At 46.6% G+C, this 22,033-nt stretch carries 19 protein-coding genes and 3 tRNA genes; 17 read left to right on the forward strand and 5 right to left on the reverse strand.

Annotation, left to right across the window (positions count from 1 at the left end; genetic code table 11):
- Positions 1-46: 46 nt before the first annotated feature.
- The gene (locus RBK99_RS11775; RefSeq protein WP_317504798.1) at positions 47-1,582 is read right to left on the reverse strand and encodes a S10 family peptidase; all 1,536 of its coding nucleotides are present in this window, start codon (positions 1,580-1,582) and stop codon (positions 47-49) included.
- 124 nt (positions 1,583-1,706) lie between these two features.
- Here RBK99_RS11775 and RBK99_RS11780 point away from each other — a divergent pair, with 124 nt between their 5' ends.
- The 8 genes from RBK99_RS11780 to RBK99_RS11815 all read left to right on the forward strand — a co-directional run bounded on the left by RBK99_RS11780 (position 1,707) and on the right by RBK99_RS11815 (position 9,274).
- Complete coding sequence (locus tag RBK99_RS11780) at positions 1,707-2,405, forward strand: hypothetical protein (protein WP_317504799.1); 699 nt, start codon at positions 1,707-1,709, stop codon at positions 2,403-2,405.
- A gap of 70 nt (positions 2,406-2,475) precedes the next feature.
- Positions 2,476-4,497, forward strand: a complete 2,022-nt coding sequence (locus RBK99_RS11785; RefSeq protein WP_317504800.1) for an oxidoreductase — start codon at positions 2,476-2,478, stop codon at positions 4,495-4,497.
- Positions 4,497-5,324, forward strand: coding sequence for a PHP domain-containing protein (locus RBK99_RS11790; RefSeq protein ID WP_317504801.1), 828 nt, complete (start codon positions 4,497-4,499; stop codon positions 5,322-5,324). The genes RBK99_RS11785 and RBK99_RS11790 overlap by 1 nt, the downstream gene beginning before the upstream one ends.
- 17 nt (positions 5,325-5,341) lie before the next feature.
- Positions 5,342-5,965 (forward strand): L-threonylcarbamoyladenylate synthase, encoded by a 624-nt coding sequence (locus tag RBK99_RS11795; RefSeq protein ID WP_317504802.1) that lies wholly within the window; start codon positions 5,342-5,344, stop codon positions 5,963-5,965.
- A 27-nt stretch (positions 5,966-5,992) separates the two neighbouring features.
- The gene (locus RBK99_RS11800; RefSeq protein WP_317504803.1) at positions 5,993-6,808 is read left to right on the forward strand and encodes a segregation and condensation protein A; all 816 of its coding nucleotides are present in this window, start codon (positions 5,993-5,995) and stop codon (positions 6,806-6,808) included.
- Positions 6,789-7,361 (forward strand): SMC-Scp complex subunit ScpB, encoded by a 573-nt coding sequence (gene scpB, locus RBK99_RS11805; RefSeq protein ID WP_317504804.1) that lies wholly within the window; start codon positions 6,789-6,791, stop codon positions 7,359-7,361. Before RBK99_RS11800 ends, scpB begins: the two co-directional genes overlap by 20 nt.
- On the forward strand, positions 7,361-8,221 hold the full coding sequence (rluB, locus tag RBK99_RS11810) for a 23S rRNA pseudouridine(2605) synthase RluB (RefSeq protein WP_317504805.1): 861 nt from the start codon (positions 7,361-7,363) through the stop codon (positions 8,219-8,221). The genes scpB and rluB overlap by 1 nt, the downstream gene beginning before the upstream one ends.
- Positions 8,222-9,274, forward strand: coding sequence for an agmatine deiminase family protein (locus tag RBK99_RS11815; protein ID WP_317504806.1), 1,053 nt, complete (start codon positions 8,222-8,224; stop codon positions 9,272-9,274).
- Positions 9,275-9,277: 3 nt separating this feature from the next.
- On the opposite strand, the gene RBK99_RS11820 is transcribed toward RBK99_RS11815, so the two are convergent.
- Both RBK99_RS11820 and RBK99_RS11825 read right to left on the reverse strand, forming a co-directional pair.
- Positions 9,278-11,122 carry a tetratricopeptide repeat-containing diguanylate cyclase gene (locus RBK99_RS11820; RefSeq protein ID WP_317504807.1) on the reverse strand — a complete coding sequence of 615 codons (1,845 nt, stop codon included), beginning with the start codon at positions 11,120-11,122 and terminating at the stop codon, positions 9,278-9,280.
- 71 nt (positions 11,123-11,193) lie between these two features.
- A complete protein-coding gene (locus RBK99_RS11825) occupies positions 11,194-11,913 on the reverse strand; it encodes an SIMPL domain-containing protein (protein WP_317504808.1) in 720 nt (239 codons plus the stop codon).
- A gap of 50 nt (positions 11,914-11,963) precedes the next feature.
- Between RBK99_RS11825 and RBK99_RS11830 the strand changes: the two genes are divergently transcribed.
- The 9 genes from RBK99_RS11830 (at position 11,964) to RBK99_RS11870 (ending at position 19,239) form a co-directional block, all read left to right on the forward strand.
- A complete protein-coding gene (locus tag RBK99_RS11830) occupies positions 11,964-12,431 on the forward strand; it encodes a regulatory protein RecX (protein WP_317504809.1) in 468 nt (155 codons plus the stop codon).
- Between the two features lie 82 nt (positions 12,432-12,513).
- Positions 12,514-15,111 (forward strand): alanine--tRNA ligase, encoded by a 2,598-nt coding sequence (gene alaS / locus RBK99_RS11835; protein ID WP_317504810.1) that lies wholly within the window; start codon positions 12,514-12,516, stop codon positions 15,109-15,111.
- A 149-nt stretch (positions 15,112-15,260) separates the two neighbouring features.
- On the forward strand, positions 15,261-15,449 hold the full coding sequence (csrA, locus tag RBK99_RS11840; protein ID WP_011234973.1) for a carbon storage regulator CsrA: 189 nt from the start codon (positions 15,261-15,263) through the stop codon (positions 15,447-15,449).
- Positions 15,450-15,611: 162 nt separating this feature from the next.
- Positions 15,612-15,704: transfer RNA gene (locus RBK99_RS11845), tRNA-Ser, on the forward strand.
- A gap of 20 nt (positions 15,705-15,724) precedes the next feature.
- Positions 15,725-15,801 (forward strand) — tRNA-Arg (locus RBK99_RS11850).
- Between the two features lie 21 nt (positions 15,802-15,822).
- Positions 15,823-15,899: transfer RNA gene (locus RBK99_RS11855), tRNA-Arg, on the forward strand.
- A gap of 142 nt (positions 15,900-16,041) precedes the next feature.
- The gene (locus RBK99_RS11860; protein WP_317504811.1) at positions 16,042-16,302 is read left to right on the forward strand and encodes an oxaloacetate decarboxylase subunit gamma; all 261 of its coding nucleotides are present in this window, start codon (positions 16,042-16,044) and stop codon (positions 16,300-16,302) included.
- Complete coding sequence (oadA, locus tag RBK99_RS11865; RefSeq protein ID WP_317504812.1) at positions 16,302-18,110, forward strand: sodium-extruding oxaloacetate decarboxylase subunit alpha; 1,809 nt, start codon at positions 16,302-16,304, stop codon at positions 18,108-18,110. Before RBK99_RS11860 ends, oadA begins: the two co-directional genes overlap by 1 nt.
- A 1-nt stretch (position 18,111) precedes the next feature.
- Complete coding sequence (locus RBK99_RS11870) at positions 18,112-19,239, forward strand: sodium ion-translocating decarboxylase subunit beta (protein ID WP_317504813.1); 1,128 nt, start codon at positions 18,112-18,114, stop codon at positions 19,237-19,239.
- Here the strand turns inward: RBK99_RS11870 and RBK99_RS11875 are convergent.
- Positions 19,236-19,400, reverse strand: coding sequence for a hypothetical protein (locus RBK99_RS11875; RefSeq protein ID WP_317504814.1), 165 nt, complete (start codon positions 19,398-19,400; stop codon positions 19,236-19,238). The genes RBK99_RS11870 and RBK99_RS11875 overlap by 4 nt on opposite strands.
- 12 nt (positions 19,401-19,412) lie before the next feature.
- The gene (locus RBK99_RS11880; protein ID WP_317504815.1) at positions 19,413-22,013 is read right to left on the reverse strand and encodes a response regulator; all 2,601 of its coding nucleotides are present in this window, start codon (positions 22,011-22,013) and stop codon (positions 19,413-19,415) included.
- Between the last annotated feature and the right edge of the window lie 20 nt (positions 22,014-22,033).

Below are 22,033 nucleotides of genomic sequence, written 5' to 3' on the forward strand. Positions count from 1 at the left end.
TACGCGAAAGTCTGTCAATAGTTGTTTTGCTATCTATCCTAAACTTCTACTTGTACATGGCCGGTTGACCCTTGGGGTCGGTTTCACGGATGAACTCGCGTAGATCGTCATTCGCTTTTTCTAAATCGGAACGGCGAAGGTACATCATATGACCGCTGTGGTAGCCTTTAAAGTCAATCCTGTCGCTCATTTGAGTACTAGGGTCAATGTGCCACATGTTGTATTTCGCATCAAAGTAGTTCGTTGCACCGTCAAAGTAACCGGACTGAATCAACACGTTTAGGTAAGGGTTTTGTGCCATTGCCTGACGCAGTTGTTTACCGGTGTTGTTATTACTGCGGTCCCATGGATGAACCGGACCAAACATGTTGTAAGGAATGTCGGTTACAAAATTAAGGTCTTCACGCAGGTAATAGTTAATAGCCGGTGTGAAAGAGTGCAACCACGACGTCAGTTCTGCATTGTAGTCAGGGCCCTCGCCAGCGCGCTTTTCTTCAATACCAAGATAACGAGAGTCGAGACGGCCAATGGTACGATCACGATCACGCAGCAGCTCTTTCCAGAAATACCAGGTACTTGGTGCCAGATTGTTATCAAGTACGGCTTGCGTTGACAGACCAGAGTAGTAAGCGACTTTCTCCGCCATGTCTTTGCGTGCCTGACCCGTCAGCATCGCACCTTTAGCCAGTGCCGGTAAGTATTCTTCTACGGCGAAGCGCTCAACTTCAGGTAGCATTTCTTCCAGCTTTTTGTTTTGCAGTGCCTCTGGTAAAGCATCGTGATACCAGGCAGCGGCTGCAAAGTATGGCAATTGGTTGGCTTGCTTAACCGGTCCGTCACGTTCAATACCGATATCGGTTGGTGACACCAATACGACGCCATTCAGATACATCCACTGGTCGTTTTGTAATTCCAGAGCAAGACCCGATACCCGCGTTGTTCCGTAGCTTTCACCAATCAAATATTTCGGTGAGCGCCAGCGTTCGTTGCGCGACGTAAAGGTTGTCATCCAGTCTGCCAGGTATTCAATGTCAGCGTTAACACCAAAAAACATTTCTTTTTGTTTTTCTTTAGAAGGCATTTCGCCTTTTTCGTTGGGCAATACCCGGGAGTAACCCGTATTAACCGGATTAATGTAAACGATGTCTGCAACGTCGAGAATAGAGTGTGGGTTGTCCTGTACGCCGTATGGCTGAATTGGGTAACCTTCGTCACTTACATTTAACACTTTAGGACCGGTGTAAGCGATGTGCATCCAAACCGACGCTGATCCCGGCCCACCATTGAAAGAATAAACGATAGGACGTGATTCGCGATTATCAACATCCTGGCGTTCATAGTAGGTGTAAAATAAGGAGGCAATCGGTTTTCCTTCATCATTCCATACCGGTTGGGTTCCGGCTGTTGCGGTGTAATCTACTGTTTCACCATTAATTTCGACACTGTGTTCGGTAACCACTTCGGTATCAACCGGTAGCTGGCGTTGATGATTGGCTGAGTCTGGTTGCGCAAAAGCAGGTGCTGATATTAGCGAGCAGCCCACCAGAGACAACGAAGCAGCAAAAGCGAGGCTTTTTCGCATAAGATTGTTCTCCGTTTTTATAATGTTCTGACAGATTAACAAATAATTACTTTAAAGAGTCAAAGGTTATGCGACTATTGGGTTTATTCCTGCGACTGGATCCTATTGGAAAGAGGTTTTAAACATGAGAATTACCAACCTAACGCGGGCTGCGTGTTGGCTGCTACTTCCGTTTATTAGTTTGTCGGCAGCCAGTCAGAGCTTATCTGATGCAATGAAAGACGGCTTAAAAACAATGGCATCAGAACAGCTGAATGCGGATTTGGATGTAGGTGAGCTTCAGGTGAATTCGCTGACCGACGGGCTGACAGCCAATAATGTGCGCTTAGCCACTCGGGTGGAAGCCTTGTCAGAACCCGAGAATCAATTATTAATTGCTGATCAGTTGGTATTGACCGGCGACTGGCAGGCACTTGGCAGTAACAGTGTCGATATTTCGAAAGTTGAAGTCACCGGGGCTCAGCTGACGGTGGCGTATTATGGAACCGGACGCTCCAATTTGCACGAGTTCCTTGAACAGATGAACTCGGTAAAAGTGCAGAAAGTGAATTCTGTTCCTTTGAACTGGCGAGTTGATGAGTGGCTGATGAATGATGTTACGATTAACTTATTTGATCAGGGCGAACCGATTTTAAGTGTTCATGTGAGTGAGTTGGCATTAACCGATTTGCAATCAATGCAAAACGCTAATGCTCAGGTAAAAGAACTGCTTTGGCCTATTTTGGAGCAGGTAGCCAGACAAGTGCGTAATGGTAACTCCAATTTACAAGTGGACAGTATGGCGCTTTCACAGTTCTTACTGCGCGAAGCACTGGCGTTCTGAGCTTGAGTTAAACAGGTTTAAGCAGTAAAGTTAGAAAAAATTAAACAGCTGTTTAAAATATGAGGTTGGCGTGGCAAATTCATACCCAAATTTACTAAAACCCCTGGATCTCGGTTTCACAACGTTGAAAAACCGAGTGTTGATGGGGTCAATGCATACTGGCCTGGAAGAAGAGAAAAATGGCTTTAGTAAATTAGCCAGTTTTTATGAAGAGCGGGCTAAAGGTGGTGTTGGGCTCATTGTCACGGGGGGGATCAGCCCTAATTTCCGAGGTCGTCTGGCGCCCTTCGGTAGTGAGATGTCGAAGCCATGGCATGTTGGCAAACATAAGCAGGTGACCGACGCGGTACACAAGTACGGCAGCAAAATTTGCTTGCAGCTATTGCATGCTGGCCGATACAGCTACCATCCTTTTTCTCTGGCGCCCAGCGCAATAAAAGCCCCAATAAACCCGTTCAAGCCTAAGGCGATGTCAGAACGGCAAATTTTGAAGACTATTAAGCATTACGCCCGAGGCGCAAAGTTGGCGCAAAAAGCCGGTTACGACGGCGTTGAAATTATGGGCTCTGAGGGGTACTTAATTAACCAGTTCTTGTGTCTAAGAACCAATAAGCGTGATGACAACTGGGGCGGCAGCTTTGAGAACCGAATGCGCTTCCCGTTGGAAATTGTCAAAGCGGTGCGAGCCGCAATAGGCGAGAAATCGATTATTATTTTTCGATTGTCGATGCTGGATTTGGTCGAAGATGGCCATCAGTTGGATGAGGTTTTACAACTTGGCAAGCTTTTAGAAAAAGCTGGCGTGACCATTATTAATACTGGTATTGGCTGGCACGAAGCGCGCGTACCGACCATTGTCACTTCAGTGCCACGCGGCGCTTTCAGCTGGATAACGGAACGTGTACGCCGCGAGTTATCAGTACCTGTGGTCGCGGTTAATCGTATTAATACGCCGGAAATTGCCGAACATATCTTAGAAAGTAACCAGGCGGATATGGTGTCTATGGCCAGGCCATTATTGGCGGACCCCGAGTTTGTCCAAAAGGCAGAACAGGGTCAGTCTGAGCGTATCAATACGTGCATTGCGTGCAACCAGGCGTGTCTGGATCATGTATTTGAGAACAAACGAGCGTCCTGCTTGGTCAACCCGCGAGCGTGTTTTGAGCAGGAGCTGGTCATGAAGCCTGCCGAGCAGAAAAAACGTATTGCAGTGATTGGTTCAGGCCCTGCCGGGTTGGCTTTTTCCTGTAACGCGGCAGAGCGCGGGCATCAAGTGGATCTGTACGATAAATCAGAAGAGATTGGTGGGCAGTTTAATTACGCTAAACAGATTCCGGGTAAAGAAGAATTTTATGAAACCTTACGCTATTTTAAATACCGTCTTGAAGATACAGGCGTTACCTTAAAACTCGGAAAGGAACAAACCTGCGAAGGTTTACTGGCGGAAAAATACGATGAAGTAGTGCTGGCAACCGGTGTTAGCCCCCGCCAAGTGGATATCCCGGGTATCGAATTACCGCATGTACTGGGCTATCTGGATGTACTGCGTGATCATAGATACGTTGGGAAAAAAGTGGCGGTGATTGGTGCTGGTGGTATCGGTTTTGACGTGTCTGAATACCTGACCACCGAGAAGTCACTGACTCTCGATGAGCCGGAATGGTCTGAGCGCTGGGGGATCGATAAAGGTTACAGCGACAGAGGTGGGTTAAAACCGCAGCAGCCGGAGTCAAGTCCACGCCAGGTTTGGTTGCTTCAGCGTAAAGAAAGTAAAGTGGGCAAGGGGTTAGGTAAAACCTCTGGTTGGGTTCATCGCAAAGAGTTGAAAAGTAAATCGGTGAACATGTGGAATGCTGTGACGTATCACCGTATTGTGCCTGAAGGGATTGAAATAGAACGTAATGGCGAGAAACAATTGTTGGAAGTTGATAATGTGGTTATTTGTGCGGGGCAGGTGCCACAACGTAAACTGCATGATGCGCTGCAGGCCGCAGGGCAATCAGTTCACTTGATTGGAGGAGCCGATGTTGCAGCAGAACTTGATGCAAAAAGAGCGATACGGCAGGGTACGGAATTGGCCGCGGAGATTTAATGGCTGTTTATGATTTGCATTGCCACAGCACCCATTCTGACGGGTCTTTGTCAGTTAGTGAACTGGTGCAGCGCGCTTGTGAACAAAAAGTTGATGTGCTGGCCATTACTGATCACGACTGCGTTGATGGGGTTGCTGAGGCGAAACAGCTTATTGAACAGGAAAATCTGCCGATTACGCTTATTAATGGCGTTGAAATAAGCTGCCGTTGGCACAGTTTCGAAATTCATATTGTGGGACTCAATATCAATCCTGATGCCTCGTCGTTAAAAGCGTTGTTAGCTGAACAACAGCAACGCCGATACGATCGCTTTGATGCAATGTTAGAGAAATTGTATCAGCGCGGTGTGAACTTATCGGCGGAAGAATGTCAGGCGGATGGTATGCCAACACGCAAACACATTGCCGACGCTATGGTCCGAAAAGGGACCGTCAGTAAGCCACAGCAAGCTTTTGATCGCTATATTGGCAAAGGCAGCAGTGCTTACGTAAACCCCGAATGGTGCGATATTCCTGAAGCAATAGACGCTATCCACCGCGCAGGCGGTAAGGCTGTGCTGGCGCACCCCCATGGTTATAAGATGTCAAATAAGTGGCTGCGAAAACTTTTGGTTGAAGGTAAGGAGTGGGGACTTGATGCAATGGAGGTGAGTTTGTGTCAGCAGTCGCCAGGGCATCGGGATGCCTTAGCCAAAATGAGTCAGGATTATGGGTTACTCGCTTCACAAGGCTCCGATTTTCACTACCCGGGGAATTGGCGTGAACTTGGCAAAAACCTTTGTCTACCAGCGGACTGTGTGCCAATATGGGAGCATTGGTCACAGTAAAAGGTCGAGGGGATATCATGAGTCAATTTTTTGAAATTCATCCGGAAAATCCTCAAGCTCGTTTGATTCAGCAGTCGGTGCAAATTATCCGCAAAGGTGGTGTGGTGGTTTACCCCACAGACTCAGGCTACGCTATTGGCTGCCAAATTGGTGATAAAGCGGCGGCTGATCGTATTTGTGGTATCCGTGAAATCGATAAAGAACACAATTTTACCTTAATGTGTCGTGATTTATCCGAGCTTTCGACTTATGCGAGAGTAGATAATGACGCCTTTCGTTTGTTGAAGAATAATACGCCAGGGCCTTACACGTTCATTCTAAAAGGGACTAAGGAAGTGCCCAAGCGGCTTCTGAACCCTAAGCGAAAAACGATCGGTATCCGAGTGCCGACCAACCGCATTGCAATGGCGTTACTGGAAGAGTTGAACGAACCGTTAATGTCGACCAGTCTTATTCTTGGGGACGGTTTGTTGGCAGAATCTGATCCGGAAGAAATTCGCGATAAATTGGAAAAACTGGTGGATTTAATTATCGATGGTGGGCATAAGGGCGAAGAACCAACGACCGTGGTTGATATGTCGGAGGGCGCACCAACTATCCGCCGTGAAGGCTCTGGAGATATAGAACCTTTTGATTTCTAACTATTCAAATCGGTAGGTTGCTTAGTTATGGCTGAACAGCAGTCACTGCCTCTCGGTTTTGTTCGCGGCGAACCGGTTATAGAGAAACCCGAAGACCTTTACATACCACCTGATGCGTTGGAAGTTATTCTTGATACTTTCAGCGGTCCGATGGATTTGCTGCTGTACCTCATTCGCAAGCAGAAGCTCGATATCGTTGATATGCCTATTCTTGCGATTACCCGGCAGTATGTAGAATATGTGGATATGATGAAAGAGCTGAAATTGGAGCTGGCGGCCGATTACTTAGTCATGGCGGCGATTCTTGCTGAAATTAAAAGTCGACTACTATTACCGAAACCGCCGCGGGAAGAAGAGGATGAAGAGGATCCCAGGGCTGAGTTGATAAGACGTTTGCAAGAATATGAAGCTATACGTCAGGGCGCCGAATATATCGATCAGCAACCTCAGGTAGGGCGTGACATATTACTCAGCGAAGTTGATTCCAATGCACGTGAGTGGGTGACATCAGTGCCACCAGAGATGACTCTGGAAGACCTGACCCTGGCCTTTAGCCGTGTGCTGCAGCAGGTGGAGCTGAAAGCGCATCATCAAATTAAACGCGAGCAGCTGTCAACGCGGGCAAGAATGAGCCAGGTACTTGAGCTATTAAGTAATAAAAAGTACGTTTCTTTTAGTCAGCTGTTTACTCGAAAAGAAGGCCGTGCTGGCGCTGTGGTTAGTTTTTTAGCAATTTTAGAACTTGTGAAGGAATCAATGGTAGAATTGTCGCAAGTAGAGCCCATGAGTGATATCCGCCTGAGTTTGAGACAGCACAGTCAAGATGAATCCGTTACAGCTTAAACAACTTATCGAAGCGGCTTTGTTTGCACATCCGCAGCCTTTATCGGCCGAGCAGTTATACCAGCTTTTGCTGAATGAAGGCGAAGCGTCACTAGCTGCGATAAAGCAGCAGCTTAAAGAGTTGCAGTCAGATTACCAGGAACGTGGTATTGAGTTGGTAAAAGTCGCTTCTGGATACCGCTTTCAAACACGGGCAGAGCTTGGTCAGAGGCTGGCTGGGCTTTGGCAGGAAAAACCGCCGCGTTATTCCAATGCATTATTGGAAACCCTGGCTTTAATTGTTTACCGACAACCTATTACGCGTGGTGAAATTGAACAGATACGTGGAGTTAGTGTCAGTAGCCAAATTATGAAAACATTGCAGGAACGAGGATGGGTAAAAATTGTCGGCCATAAAGAAGTACCGGGGCGACCTCAACTCTATGCCAGCACTGCTGATTTTTTAGATGATTTTAATTTGAGTGATTTATCGGAATTACCCGATATCGATACACTTAATGAAGATGATGAACGTACCGCTGAGACAGCGACTAACGAGAGAGATGATTCGTAATGACCGAAAAATTACAAAAGGTTTTAGCCCGATCTGGACATGGTTCACGCCGCGAAATTGAAGCAAAGATTTCCGCTGGCCGAATTCGTGTGGACGGCAAGGTAGCACAACTGGGCGAGCGTATTGATGCCGATGCGAAAGTACGTATTGATGGCCATGAAGTTCAGATTAAACCTGAGGAAGAGGTCATTTGCCGCGTTCTGATTTACCATAAGCCAGAGGGCGAGCTTTGTACAAGAAAAGACCCGGAGGGGCGGCCGACCGTCTATGACCGGTTACCGAGAATGAGCGGAGCTCGTTGGGTGGCCGTAGGCCGTCTGGATGTTAATACGTCGGGGTTATTGTTGTTTACTACTGACGGTGAGCTTGCCAATCGCCTGATGCACCCGAGTCAGCAAGTTGAGCGGGAATACGCAGTGCGTGTGTTTGGAGAAGTAGACGAAGCCATGATGCAGCGTTTGAGAAAAGGTGTTCAGTTAGAAGATGGCAAAGCGCACTTTAACAGTATAAAACCAGCCGGTGGCGATGGTATGAATCGATGGTTTCACGTCACTATCAGTGAAGGTCGAAATCGTGAGGTTCGCCGTTTGTGGGAATCTCAGGAAGTCCAGGTCAGTCGTCTTATTCGTGTTCGCTATGGCGACATTCCTCTGGAAGCCGGACTTCCTCAAGGAGGTTGGGCCGAAATGTCTCTTCCTCAGGTCAATGCATTGCGTGCGCAGGTGAACTTGCCGCCTGAGGAAAACTCCTTCCTGGATCCCCGACATGAAGAGTCAAAACAGCGGCGTTTTGCCAAAATCCGTAAAGCCACGGCTAGGCATCGGCAGGATAAAAAGCAGAGTAAACGTCGGGGTAAATAAATGAATGCGACTGAGCGCTGGTTACCTGACTTTGAGGATAGCCAGCGTTTATTATTAGCCTGGCCTTACCGAAGTGATGTCTGGCGTCTGTCTGCAGAGCCGGCCCGTCAGGCTATTCTGAAGTTAATCACATTATTATCGGGAAGCACCTCAGTTTCGCTCGTGGTCCCTGCTTATTTATGCGAAAGTCTGCCTGCCCCATTAAAAACTGTTCATCACATAGCCTTAGAGTTTGATGATGTTTGGCTGCGTGATATTGGGCCATTATGGTGCAATGATGAAAGCGGCCTGAAAGCTTTGTCTTTTAGCTTTGATGGCTGGAGTGGTATTCAACAAGTAATAGCCGCGGATAAATATTTCTCTCAAAACCTATGTAATAAATTAGGTCGTCCGCTGGAAAGAAGTAAACTAATTGCTGAGGGTGGAGCTTTTACTCACAATGGGAAAGGTGATTGGCTAATTGGTCTGGCCTGTCTGAAAAAGCGCAACCCGGATCTGGCAGAAAACGATCTCAAGTCTTTATTAAAACAATTGCTACATGGTCAGCATCTGCATTTTTTCGATGGTGCGTTGGGAGCTGATGAAACGGGCGGGCATATTGATAACATGGCATTGTTCGTCGATAATAACGTCTTGTTATACGCCTCTACCGATGATCAAACTCACCCTGACTACAAGACCTGCCAAGCACTTAAAGCAGAGTTAAATCAGCTCCCAGAATACATTAAGGCTATTCCACTACCTTTGCCGTTCCCTCAGTTAGCAACCGGCCCTGAGAGGGAAGGTATTGAGTTAACCGATTTAAGCCTGCAGCGCACGGTTGAGTTACCATTGCTTTGCAGTTATGTGAATGTGTTGCAAACAAATGAGCTGGTGGTGGTGCCCCAGTTTGGGTTACCAACAGACGCAGAGGCTGTAAAAATTATTCAGGAGGCACTGCCTGAGCGAAGAGTGGTTGCTTTTGACGCTCGGGAATTTATTTTGGGGGGAGGCGGATTGCATTGCATCAGTCATAACTTACCGATGTCGACTTCCAGCATAGCGGATAGATAAAGCTCAATCGGTAATAATCAGGCGTTCACGGCCTTTATCTTTAGCCTCAAATAAAACGTTATCCGCCCGTTTGTATAGCGAATCAAAATTGTCTTCAGGGTTGGCGTTGGTAAAGCCCATGCTAAATGTGATTCGATAACCTTCAGGCAGACCATCAATAGGCTGACTATTCAGTTTTTCAGTAATGCGTTCAAAGATGTTTTTAGCGTCCTCTTTCGTGACATCGAAGAAGACTAATAACCACTCTTCGCCCCCAAGTCGGCCAAAACTATCCTGATTTCGTAAGCTCTGCTTCGCAACTTCTGCAAAACGTTGTAAAACATGGTCTCCAACGTCGTGACCAAATTGATCGTTTATTGTTTTAAAATGGTCAAAATCAAGAACGGCGAGTGCTAACTGACGCTGTTGCTCGCGAGCTTGCTCCAGTCCTTTCTTACAAATACGGACAATAGCGCGTCGATTGGGGGCGTTAGTCAGGTCATCTTTTAATGCTAATTCTGCAAAGTTTTTGCGCGCTCGCCATTGTTGGTATAAAAAAGCGGAAACAATAATAACGACCAGAAAACCCGAGATAATAATCCATATCAAGAGGTAATAAGAAGTTTGCTGTTCCTGCAGCTCCAACTGCTGTAATTCGTTTTCCTTTTTAAGCAATTCGTTGGTTGTTTCCTGTTCTTTTATTTCCAGGCGAACCATTATTTCCTGAAGCTGCTTATCTTGAGCCTGCTGTTGTGCTTTTTGCATATAGTCGACAGAGGTTTTGTAATGTTTAAGAGCGGCTTGGTAGTTACCCACCTGTTGATAGTATTGTGACCAACTTTCGTGAAGGTTTTGATGCAACTGAGCATCGCTCAATGTATTGACGATAGAGGCGGCCGCACTTAACTGATTCTGCGCCTTATCGTAAGCTTCTATCCCTAAATAAACTGAGACGATACTTAATCGGGTTTTTGCTTCCATAGGGTGCGCGCCGGCCGACCTGAATTGCGGTAAGGCTTGATTCAGCCTACTCAGAGCTTGCCGATAATCTTGTTCCGCCAGATCAATGGATGCCATTTGGTACAGAGCATAAGCGACGCCAAGATCGTCGCCAATTGCCTGGCTTATCTCCAAGGCCGATTTAAAGTGTGTTTCGGCTTTTCTAGCGTTGCCTAAAGCCTGATAAGTGCGTGCAAGATTATACTCTAATACCGAAACATCCCATTCACCAAGGTGCTGGCGACTGATTTCGAGAGCATCCTTAATATGCTCTAACGCAATTTCATTTGCGCCAACATCAAGGTAGATTGATCCGATAAGCGCATGAAATTCCATTTGCAGTCGTGGACGCGCTGAGTATGCGTTGCGGTTGAGTTGCTCTAGAATTTGCAGCGCGCGAGCGATGTCTCCCATATTTTGCATGACCTGAGCGTGCAGGATCTCTGCTTCTATTTGTAAGTCTTTATTGCCGGAAGCTTTTGCATTTTCTATGGCGTAGATAACACTGGTGTTGGCTTGGCGCAACTGACCTCGCTGCAGTGAATACCAGGTCTGACTCATTCTTAATAAGGTTTTAGCAATATCTGAATCAGCTAACTCGGCAAAGCGTAAGCCTTCAGTTATCGCTTCCTGAGCTTTACTTTCATTGCCTGAGTAACGATAGGCTTCTGCTTGCAAAGCATAAGCCATTGCTAACTCGTGAAATTGGCGCTGGTTGTCATATTGCTCTATCAAGTCCGAGGTTTTCTTTATCCAGACATCAGGGTTACTACTGGCATCAACGCGCTGTTGCTGCCATTCCTGAGCGCTAACAGACAGGGTTGCTGCAAGCATCATGACGAATAAAATATGACGGATTTTGATGAACAAAATGACCCTATTGTTTAAGAAAATAGTGAAGTTTCAACCATCTTACCCTGCATGGACAGCATGGCAATGCTTTAATTACTGGAATCGCTCTTATTTTGGATTGCGAAGACAACTTCAACACGCGCTTCAATAGTTTGTTGGCCAGGTAATGAGACTTTATCCGACCGGCTGCTCATTTCTGCCATTTGCATCATTACAGGGCGTGACATCGATTGTTCAACAATGCGCAGAGTGTTAGCTAATTCCAGATCGGCTGTTGCCGCAAGGTGTTCAGCTTTTGTTTTTGCTTGTTGGTAAGCGTTAATCAGAGCTTGTTGATAAAGACTTTGCTGGTTACTGATTTCAAACCGAATATCACCAACGCGGGTAACGCCCCGAGCCAGAGCCATATCGATGATGGCGTCGTAATGGTCAGGTTCAATCAAAGTGACCTGAACTTCGCGTTGCACAACAAAACCGTTCTGTTCCGTTTTACCGTCGTCGTTTTGTTCGTAACGAGGATAAATTTGTAATTGATAGGAACGGATATCTTTGTCCTCTACACCTTCACTATTGAGATCGTCGATAAGGCGACGGGTGGTTTCATCAACAAGTGTCTTTTGAGAGCTCAGTTTGTTTCCCCGTTCTTCTATCCAGAACGTTAGCGACATCTGATCGGGAACGGCGGACACACTGCCACTGCCAGAGATTGATAATGTGCGCTCATTAGCCTGAGTGACAGCCGCGAATGCGAACGTAAGAAAAGCAAGACAGATTAAGAGAAGCCTTGATTTTGAGTGGCTCTGAGTCATATTAAGCATCCTTAGACTAAATTCCATTGTTAGGCGTTGGAGTAAAGAGTATGGACGAAAGTTCAGAGTATGACGAAAATGCATTGCGAGATAGTGCTTTTCGGTTGTTAGCAATGCGCGAGCAAAGTCGTTCTGAGTTAAAACGTAAGTTGATACAGAAACAATGGCCAGCGGAAATGGTTGTGCGTGTTATTGATGAGTTAAACAAAGAAGGTTGGCAAAGTGATGAGCGGTTTGCGAACAGTTTCATTCGGGAGAAAGTGAGGCAACAGCAGGGGCGGCTGAAAATTCTGGCGCAGGCAACACAGCAAAAAGGGGTTTCTGCAGGCCTGGTGGAAAGTATACTCGATTCAATGGACGTTGATTGGTTTGAATTGTGCGCGGAACTAAAGCAGAAAAAGTTTGGCGATGATAACCCGGTTGATGAAAAAGAGTGGAGCCGTCAGGTACGCTTTTTACAGCAACGAGGCTTCACTCCAGAGCAAATTTTTGCTTGCGTCAACCGACCACGACGCTAGGCTAGACGGCTACTTCGTGATAGTCTAAAGCCAATTAAAAAATTGACCCAAAGTCACTCAGTTAAGAAAAGTAGGACTCCATATGAGCATGAATAGTGCCCAAATTCGTGATGCATTTTTAAATTACTTTGCTGAACGAGGACACGAGAAAGTTCCGTCAGCATCGATGATTCCCGGTAACGATCCAACCCTGTTATTTACGAATGCAGGGATGGTGCCATTTAAAGACGTTTTTCTGGGTACTGACAAGCGTCGCTATAATAAAGCAACGTCTGCCCAACGTTGTCTTCGCGCCGGCGGCAAACATAATGACCTTGAAAATGTGGGTTATACCGCTCGCCACCATACATTCTTTGAAATGATGGGTAATTTCAGTTTCGGCGACTATTTTAAAAAGCAGGCTATTCAGTACGCCTGGGACTTTTTAACAAAAGAGCTGAAGCTTCCTGCTGAGAAACTTTGGGTCACAGTTTTTACCGAAGACGATGAAGCTTATGATATTTGGGCGAAAGACATCGGTGTGCCGGAAGACCGAATTTCGCGCATTGGCGAAAAAGACAACTTCTGGTCGATGGGCGACACCGGGCCCTGCGGTCCTTGCTCTGAAGTTTTTTATGACCATGGCGCAGACGTTTGGGGGGGTCCTCCGGGCACGCCAGAGGAAGACGGTGATCGTTACATCGAGATCTGGAACCTGGTCTTTATGCAGTACAACCGTCAGGCTGACGGTACCTTAGAACCACTGCCAGATCCTTCTATTGATACGGGGATGGGGCTTGAGCGCATTTCCGCCATTATGCAGAACGTTCACAGCAACTATGAGATAGATTTGTTCCAGGCTCTGATTAAAGCAGCAGCTGAAATTATTGGGACGAATGATCTTGATAGCAAGTCATTGCGGGTGATTGCTGACCATATTCGTTCTTGTTCTTTTTTGATTGCTGACGGTGTCATGCCATCAAATGAAGGCCGTGGTTATGTACTGCGCCGCATTATACGTCGCGCTGTGCGTCATGGTCACTTACTTGGTGCTAAAGAGACGTTTTTCTTCCGCCTGGTTGACGAGTTAAGCCGTCAAATGGGTGAGGCTTATCCTGAATTACAGCAAAAACAGCAAATTATAAAAGACGCGCTAGAGCGTGAAGAGCAACAGTTTGCCCGAACACTCGAACGTGGTTTGGCAATTTTGTCGGATGAAATCAAGCAGCTTAAGGGCAACATCATACCGGGCGATGTTGTCTTCAAACTTTATGATACCTATGGTTTCCCTGTTGATTTGACGGCTGATATTGCACGTGAACAAGAGTTATCGGTTGATGAAACCGGCTTCGAACAGGCCATGTCAGAGCAACGGCAGCGTGCGCAGCAGGCTTCGCAATTTGGCATGGATTATAATCAGCAACTGAAGTCTGATAATAAAACGGCATTTACTGGTTACGACGATATTGCCGGTGAAGCAAGAGTGGTTGAACTGTTTAAAGAAGGAAAATCGGTTGAGCAATTACAAGAAGGCGAGAATGGCATTGTGGTTTTATCTGAAACGCCATTTTATGCAGAAAGTGGTGGTCAGACTGGTGACAGGGGTACGTTAGTAGCAAATGGTCCTGCGTTTGAAGTAACCGATACCCAGTATATTGGGAAAGCGATAGCACACCACGGTATTGCGAAAGCCGCTGTGAAACTGAATGACAGCGTAAAAGCTGAAATTGATTCGGAGCGCCGGGAAAACATTAAACGAAACCACTCGGCAACTCATTTACTTCATGCTGCCCTTAGAAATTCATTAGGCGAGCATGTGACCCAGAAAGGGTCATTAGTAGAAGCCGATAAAATGCGGTTTGATTTCTCGCATTTCGAGCCGGTAACCGATGAACAATTAGCTCAGCTTGAACGAGAAGTGAACACGCAGATTCGTTCTAACTTGCCACTGCAAACGCAATTGATGGCAATTGAGGAAGCTAAAGAAGCCGGGGCAATGGCTTTATTTGGTGAAAAATATGACGAGCAGGTACGTGTTGTCCGCATGGGTGATTTTTCCATGGAACTTTGTGGCGGTACTCATGTTAGAGCAACAGGCGATATTGGGTTATTCAGGATAACGTCGGAAGGCGGAATAGCCTCAGGCGTGCGCCGTATTGAAGTGGTCACCGGGGAGGCCGCTGTACGTTATACCCAGCAACAACAGAAGCTATTACAACAAATAGCCGGCGAGTTAAAAACAGAGCCTACCTCTGTAGCGAGTAAAGTAGAGCAGCTGCAACTGAAGTTTCGCGAACTTGAACGTAAGAATGAGCAACTGCAACAAAAACTGGCTCAACAAAGCGGTGGTGGCTTAGTCGCTCAGGCAGTCGATGTCAATGGTGTGAAAGCAATCATTGCCGAGTTAGAGCAAGCTGATCCTAAGTCTTTACGCGGTTTAGTTGATGATCTAAAGAACCAAATTGGTTCAGGTATCGTATTACTAGGAACTGCAAATGGCGATAAAGTCAGTTTGATTGCTGGCGTTACTGCCGATTTAACGTCTAAAGTTAAAGCAGGAGATCTGGTCAACCAGGCCGCTAATGTCGTTGGCGGTAAGGGCGGAGGTCGCCCTGATATGGCTCAGGCTGGTGGTTCACTCCCGGAACATCTGAACGAGGCTTTGGCTACTGCTACAACGTGGTTACAACAACAGCTGTAATTGTTGTTGTATCTGTTGAAAAGACAACGAGAAATTATGCGCTTCGTTATAGTGTAATCGCTCTCATTGTTGGTAGACTTGCTTACGACAGTTCAGGGAAATGTTCGATATTCGCGGTAAGAATCGGAACAGTATTGAAGGAGCAATCTATGCTAATTTTAACTCGCCGTGTAGGTGAAACATTAATGATAGGTGATGATGTTTCGGTCACCGTTCTCGGCGTTAAGGGAAACCAAGTACGTATTGGTGTTAATGCCCCGAAAGACGTTTCCGTTCATCGCGAAGAAATTTACATGCGCATTCAGTCTGAAAAAGACGATGAGCAAGATAAAGAGTAAATGATTATATAAGACCGGCAGAAGCCGGTCTTTTTTTATGTTTTCGACTGTTTTGCAGAAAAATCATGCGAGATGGTCAATTATCCCACACTTAGACAGTAGTTTTTAAAAAAGCGATTGACATTATTGCCAACATCGCTAGAATTCACGCCACAACGATTTGGAGAGGTGGCCGAGTGGCTGAAGGCGCTCCCCTGCTAAGGGAGTATAGGGTTTGTAGCCCTATCGAGGGTTCGAATCCCTCCCTCTCCGCCAGTCGTTTAAAGTAACAATACGCGCTCGTAGCTCAGCTGGATAGAGTACCTGGCTACGAACCAGGCGGTCGGAGGTTCGAATCCTCCCGAGCGCGCCATATTGTTACTAACCTGAATACGCGCTCGTAGCTCAACTGGATAGAGTACCTGGCTACGAACCAGGCGGTTGGAGGTTCGAGTCCTCCCGAGCGCGCCATTCTTATATCTCTTCGTTTGTTTTTTAATCGCATTTAATCCCTGAATATCCACTATTTACTGCTGTATCTCCTTGCGCGACTTGCTACCATGGTATTTAATAATTTTATAACAATACCTTAGCAACCAACTAGGAGTGCTTCGTGTCGGAATTGCTCAGTCAAGCTGCGCAACTCATGCTGGTCGGTATGGGCGCAGTCATCATCTTTCTTTTCTTATTGACCGTGGCGATGAGCGTTATGAAACGCTTGATACCAACGCCCGAGGTCGTGACCAGTCGGCAACCTTCAGGTGAAGGCAAAAGCGCGGACGCAGAGTCTCCGGCTTTACTGGCTGCAATCTCAGCGGCAGTGCATCAGTACCGTCACGGTAAGAAGGTAGCGAATAACAAGGAGAAATCATAATGAGTAAGCCCCTGTTACTGACAGAATTAGTACTTCGTGACGCCCATCAGTCGTTACTCGCAACGCGTATGCGACTGGATGACATGTTACCGATTGCAGAGAAACTGGATAGCATCGGCTACTGGGCGATGGAGTCCTGGGGTGGTGCGACATTTGATTCTTGTATTCGCTATCTGGGTGAAGACCCATGGGAGCGCATTCGTGAGCTGAAAAAGGCTATGCCAAATACTCCGCAACTCATGTTGCTTAGGGGTCAGAACCTGTTGGGGTATCGTCATTACGCAGACGACGTTGTAAAGCGTTTTGTTGAGCGCGCGAAAGAAAGCGGTGTCGATGTTTTTCGTATTTTTGATGCTATGAACGACGTGCGGAATTTGAAAACCGCAGTAAAAGCGGCAAAAGATGTTGACGGGCACGCTCAGGGCACTCTTGCTTACACGGTGAGCCCGGTGCACACCCTGGATAAATGGGTTTCAATGGCTCAGGAGCTAGAAGACTTAGGCTGTGACTCTTTATTTATTAAAGACATGGCTGGTCTATTAAGACCTAACGAAGCTTATGAGTTAGTGAGTGCGTTGAAGAAGAATACCGATTTGCCTATCGCAATGCAGTGCCATGCGACAACAGGTTTAAGCGTTGCAACCTATCAAAAAGCGATAGATGCCGGTATCGATATGTTGGATACGGCTATCTCGTCAATGAGCATGACGTACGGTCACTCGCCAACAGAGACATTAGTTGCAATGACAGAAGACACCGATCGGGATACCGGGCTATCGCTTCCGGATCTTGCGGAAATTGCGAGTTATTTCCGCAATGTGCGGAAAAAATACGCGAAGTTTGAAGGTTCTCTTAAAGGCGTTGATGCGCGCATTTTGCTGGCCCAGGTCCCAGGCGGCATGCTGACCAATATGGAAAGTCAGTTAAAAGAACAGGGCGCTATTGAGAAGTTCGACGAGGTGTTGGAAGAAATTCCTAAAGTCCGTGAAGATCTTGGCTTTATACCATTGGTTACTCCTACGTCGCAAATAGTCGGCACACAAGCGGTGTTGAATGTGCTGAGTGGCGAGCGCTATTCAAATATTTCTAAAGAGACAGCGGCGGTACTTAAAGGTCAGTATGGTGCTTCAGCAGCGGAAGTGAATAAAGAGTTGCAGAAAAAGGTGCTGAACGGAGAGGAGCCTATTACCTGTCGTCCGGCAGACTTATTGGATAACGAATTAGATGAGCTGACCGAAGAGCTTAAAACGAAAGCGAAAGACGAAGATATTCGTTTAGCGGATAATGTCGTTGACGACGTATTAACTTACGCCCTGTTCCCACAAATCGGACTGAAATTCCTTAAAAACCGCGATAATCCGGATGCGTTTGAGCCTGCTCCTGGTGAAGAATCAGAAGAGACGTCAGAGAGTAAAAGCGACAGCAAAAGCAAAAGTGAAAGCACTCAAACAACCGGCGGTGTTGAACAATACGACGTTGAAGTTGATGGTAAGCACTTTAACGTTAAAGTGGGTCCATCTGGGCAGTTGGATTCTGTAAAGTCTAAATCGTCAGATGACCAATCTGAAACGTCTGAGCAACAGACATCCAGCGGTGGTGAAACCATCAAAGCACCATTAGCCGGCAATATTTTTAAAGTGGTCGCAAAAGAAGGCGCAGAGGTTAAAGCCGGTGATGTTGTCATTGTGTTGGAAGCAATGAAGATGGAAACCGACATTAAAGCAGAAAAGGACGGTAAGGTTCAGTCTTTGCATGTGAAAGAAGGTGATGCAGTGACGGTCGGTGATGATTTGGTGACGGTGGGTTGATATGGACGAGTTAAAGACCTTATGGGAAACCACCGGCATAGCAGCAATGACCTTTGGCCAACTCAGTATGATTCTGGTAGGGGGGCTGTTGCTGTATTTGGCCATTGCCAGAAAATTTGAACCACTACTGCTTTTGCCTATTGGATTTGGTGCCATTTTGGCCAATATCCCCCTGGCTGGATTTACTGAGCCTGGTGGTGTCCTTTACTACGTATACAGTGTCGGTATTGATACTGGCGTGTTCCCGCTACTTATTTTTATGGGGGTTGGGGCGTTAACCGATTTTGGTCCATTATTAGCAAACCCTAAAATGCTGTTTTTGGGTGGTGCCGCTCAGTTTGGTATTTTTGCTACCTTATTTGGTGCTATTGCGCTTAACGTTTTACCGGGCATCAGTTTTTCAATGTCAGATGCTGCTGCCATTTCAATTATTGGTGGTGCTGACGGGCCTACGGCTATCTTCCTGGCTTCTAAATTGGCGCCTGATTTATTGGGGGCAATCGCTGTCGCAGCATATTCTTACATGGCGCTGGTACCTATTATTCAACCGCCAATAATGAAACTGCTAACCACTCAGGCTGAGCGTGAGATTAAAATGGAGCAGCTGCGTCCGGTAGCGCGTCGTGAGAAGCTTTTTTTCCCTTTGATAGCAATGGGTCTGACACTACTCTTCTTGCCGTCTGCAACGCCTTTGGTTGGCATGTTCTGCTTAGGTAACTTAATGCGTGAATCCGGCGTGGTTGAGCGCTTAACGAAAACCACGCAGAATGAGTTGATTAACATTGTGACCATTTTTCTTGGTTTGGCGGTTGGCTCTAAATTGCAGGCCGATCAATTTCTCAGTTTCCAGACACTTGGCATCCTGGTGTTAGGTGCTGTCGCGTTTGCAATTGGTACAGCCAGTGGCATTTTAATGGCCAAATTAATGGCTAAACTGAGTAAAGACCCCATTAATCCACTGATTGGTGCGGCAGGCGTATCCGCGGTACCTATGGCGGCGCGGGTTGTTAATAAAGTTGGGTTACAGGCGAACCCCCATAACTTCCTATTAATGCATGCAATGGGGCCCAATGTGGCCGGTGTACTCGGATCAGCGGTTGCGGCAGGTGTACTATTAGCGTTAGTTTAACGACCGGTTAAAAACATCATCGCCGTGTAAAAAGCGGCGATGACTGCACTTATCACGGCAATATAAACAAAACCTTTATACCCTTGTTTAATGCTCCAGCCATTTACGCGTAAATACAGCAGCCACAGCAATAACGGAATAATAAAAAAATATCGGACCATAACGGTTGTTCCTTAAGACTGGTGTTGCTGAATTGCTTCTAAGTCTACAGCAGCCTGATGAGCATGACGTAAACGTTTTTCCAACTCGGTAATTTGGTCAGCAACTTTATCTATATTACCTTCCGCCATAAATTGCTCCAAGTCCGCCGCTTTATTCTGCAGTTGAGTAAAACCGAGATTGGCCGCCGCGCCCTTTAGGGAATGAAAATAACGCCGGGCACTTTCATGCTGCCCGCGCGTGATAAAGTCTGAAACTTTGGTGGCACTGCCTTGATAGGTTTCATAGAGTTGCTCTACTAACTTAAGGTAAAGTTCAACGTTATATTGTAAGCGCTTTAACGCAGCCTCAAACTCAATCCCTTTCACTTGAGGTATACGAACCGGAGGCTTTGTCGCTTCATCTTTTTTAGGTTCCGGAGCTGCGGGTTGCGGTTGATTTTTAGTGTAGTCACCTGGAATGGCCCACTTAATTATGGCTTTAATGAGCTGCTGCTCATCAATTGGTTTGGCAATATGCCCTTGCATACCCGCAGCTAGCGAACGTTCTTCATCGCCGCTCATGGCATTGGCAGTCATTGCCAGAATTGGAAGTTGTTGATAGTTAAAATCTGCACGGATGGTCTGGGCCGCTTTTAGGCCATCCATTACCGGCATTTGAATGTCCATTAACACCAGTGAATAGTTTTTATGATGCACAGCTTCGACTGCCAGCTGACCATTCTCTACAATATCCACTTTAAATTGGTAGCTTGAGAGAATTTCGCGGGCAACCTGCTGGTTGATCTCGTTATCTTCTACTACAAGAATAGGGGCGCGCAGAATCCCTTCAGGGATGCCTTCACCATTTTCTGTAGCGTTATCGTCCGGCAGTTCGCGCTGAAACAATGTTGAGGTCAGGCTTCTGCCTAAGGTCGATGCGGTAAATGGTTTTGAAATGATATCGTTAACACCAGCTTGCTTTGCTTTTTCTGATAGCTCTTCTGCGTAGTAACCGGTGGCCAAAGTGAGTTTGGGACGAATATCTTCAGCGTAACGTTCGGTAATTTTCTGGCAAAACTCCAGGCCATCCATTCCTGGTAGACGCCAATCAACCAGAACTAGCTGATAAGGGGCATTTTCTTCAACAGACTGCTGAAACACCTGAAGTGCCTGTTCAGCAGTGCGACAAACCTTCACATCAACTTGATAGCTGCGTAGCATCTCATACAGCATTTCGCGAGTACTTAAGTTGTCATCAATGGCCAGAATGCGGACGCCGCTCAGTTTTTGCAGTAGGTACTGGTGATGACTGTTGTCTTGCTCTGTTTGCAGAGGAAGTTCGACTTCAATATAAAACGTCGAACCCTGTCCGGACGCACTGGTTACACCAATGTCACCGCCCATGAGTAAGATGAGGCGTCGGGATATGGCTAATCCAAGACCGGTACCGCCATATTTCCGGGTTGTCGATGTGTCCGCTTGAGTAAAAGCTTTAAAAAGATTGGCGCGTTGCTCTTCATCCATGCCAATGCCAGTATCGGTCACGGAGATACGCAACAAAACTGTGTCCTGAGAGCTATCCAACAAGTTGACTGCGACATTGATCTCACCGTCTTCCGTGAATTTAATCGCGTTACTAATCAGGTTCACTAACACTTGATTCAACCGCAGAGGATCACCAATCAAGCGAGTGGGTATATTAGCGGGAAGATTAATAATGAACTCAAGATCTTTATCGTAGGCTCGGTAAGCGAACATGTCGGCCAAGGACGTCAGCACATCCTGCAGGTCAAAAGGGATGCGCTCAACCGTAAGCTTACCGGCGTCAATTTTCGAAAAGTCGAGAATGTCGTTGATAACGCCAAGCAAAGCCTGTGAGGATGAGTCGATGACTTTGATATAGCGCTTTTGTTTCTGGGTCAGCTCGGTTTTCAAACACAAGTTAGCCATACCAACAATAGCGTTAATTGGAGTACGAATTTCATGACTCATATTGGCCAGAAACTCACCTTTTGACTGGTTTGCCCGTTCCGCGGTTTCTTTGGCTTTTTCCATTTCTTCGGCTACAGACTTAATTCCCGAAATATCATAATAGCTACCCAGAATACCAATAATGTGATGATCATCGTCGTAAAGCGGAACGCTGGAATGCTCTACCCATTGGCTTTTGCCATCCACTTTTAACTCAATTTCTGCATTTACCGAAGGCGCTTGTTGACTAAATGTCTTTTTATCTCTTTCGAGTAGCACTGCATTGCTTGCTAACGAGCTGATTTCATTATCGGATTTGCCGGCAAGCGACTCAGGAGCAACTCCAAAGTCCTCCGCAAAAGCGCTGTTGCCACCTAATAGTTTGAGTTGAGGATCGCGCCAATAAACTCGAGTCGGTAAATCATTAAAAACCTGCTCAAACAGTTGTAAAGAATCGGACGATAAAAACGGCTGACGAAAAGGCGCGGTGAGGGCATTGCGGCGGGACCACCACCAAATGACAGCGCCAATGACTAAACTGAACAGAATCATCGCGACTAGCGCAGTGTCGCTCCAGGGCGCTGGCAGCAATGCGTATAACGCCAGGCTCGTGACCTGTAGAATAACGAAAATAAGCTGTAAAAACGTCCAGAATGAGTTCATGGTTAGTCCGTAACCGAATG

The sequence above is a fragment of the Idiomarina solivarensis genome (genome assembly GCF_033052755.1).
GTDB lineage: Bacteria > Pseudomonadota > Gammaproteobacteria > Enterobacterales > Alteromonadaceae > Idiomarina.

Coding starts and splice junctions, on each gene's coding strand:
- RBK99_RS11830 (WP_317504809.1), top strand. CDS start 11,964: ATGGACGAAAGTTCAGAGTATGACGAAAATGCATTGCGAGATAGTGCT.
- rluB (WP_317504805.1), top strand. CDS start 7,361: ATGACCGAAAAATTACAAAAGGTTTTAGCCCGATCTGGACATGGTTCA.
- RBK99_RS11780 (WP_317504799.1), top strand. CDS start 1,707: ATGAGAATTACCAACCTAACGCGGGCTGCGTGTTGGCTGCTACTTCCG.
- RBK99_RS11815 (WP_317504806.1), top strand. CDS start 8,222: ATGAATGCGACTGAGCGCTGGTTACCTGACTTTGAGGATAGCCAGCGT.
- RBK99_RS11870 (WP_317504813.1), top strand. CDS start 18,112: ATGGACGAGTTAAAGACCTTATGGGAAACCACCGGCATAGCAGCAATG.
- oadA (WP_317504812.1), top strand. CDS start 16,302: ATGAGTAAGCCCCTGTTACTGACAGAATTAGTACTTCGTGACGCCCAT.
- scpB (WP_317504804.1), top strand. CDS start 6,789: ATGAATCCGTTACAGCTTAAACAACTTATCGAAGCGGCTTTGTTTGCA.
- RBK99_RS11800 (WP_317504803.1), top strand. CDS start 5,993: ATGGCTGAACAGCAGTCACTGCCTCTCGGTTTTGTTCGCGGCGAACCG.
- RBK99_RS11880 (WP_317504815.1), bottom strand. CDS start 22,013: ATGAACTCATTCTGGACGTTTTTACAGCTTATTTTCGTTATTCTACAG.
- alaS (WP_317504810.1), top strand. CDS start 12,514: ATGAGCATGAATAGTGCCCAAATTCGTGATGCATTTTTAAATTACTTT.
- csrA (WP_011234973.1), top strand. CDS start 15,261: ATGCTAATTTTAACTCGCCGTGTAGGTGAAACATTAATGATAGGTGAT.
- RBK99_RS11790 (WP_317504801.1), top strand. CDS start 4,497: ATGGCTGTTTATGATTTGCATTGCCACAGCACCCATTCTGACGGGTCT.
- RBK99_RS11875 (WP_317504814.1), bottom strand. CDS start 19,400: ATGGTCCGATATTTTTTTATTATTCCGTTATTGCTGTGGCTGCTGTAT.
- RBK99_RS11775 (WP_317504798.1), bottom strand. CDS start 1,582: ATGCGAAAAAGCCTCGCTTTTGCTGCTTCGTTGTCTCTGGTGGGCTGC.
- RBK99_RS11795 (WP_317504802.1), top strand. CDS start 5,342: ATGAGTCAATTTTTTGAAATTCATCCGGAAAATCCTCAAGCTCGTTTG.
- RBK99_RS11825 (WP_317504808.1), bottom strand. CDS start 11,913: ATGACTCAGAGCCACTCAAAATCAAGGCTTCTCTTAATCTGTCTTGCT.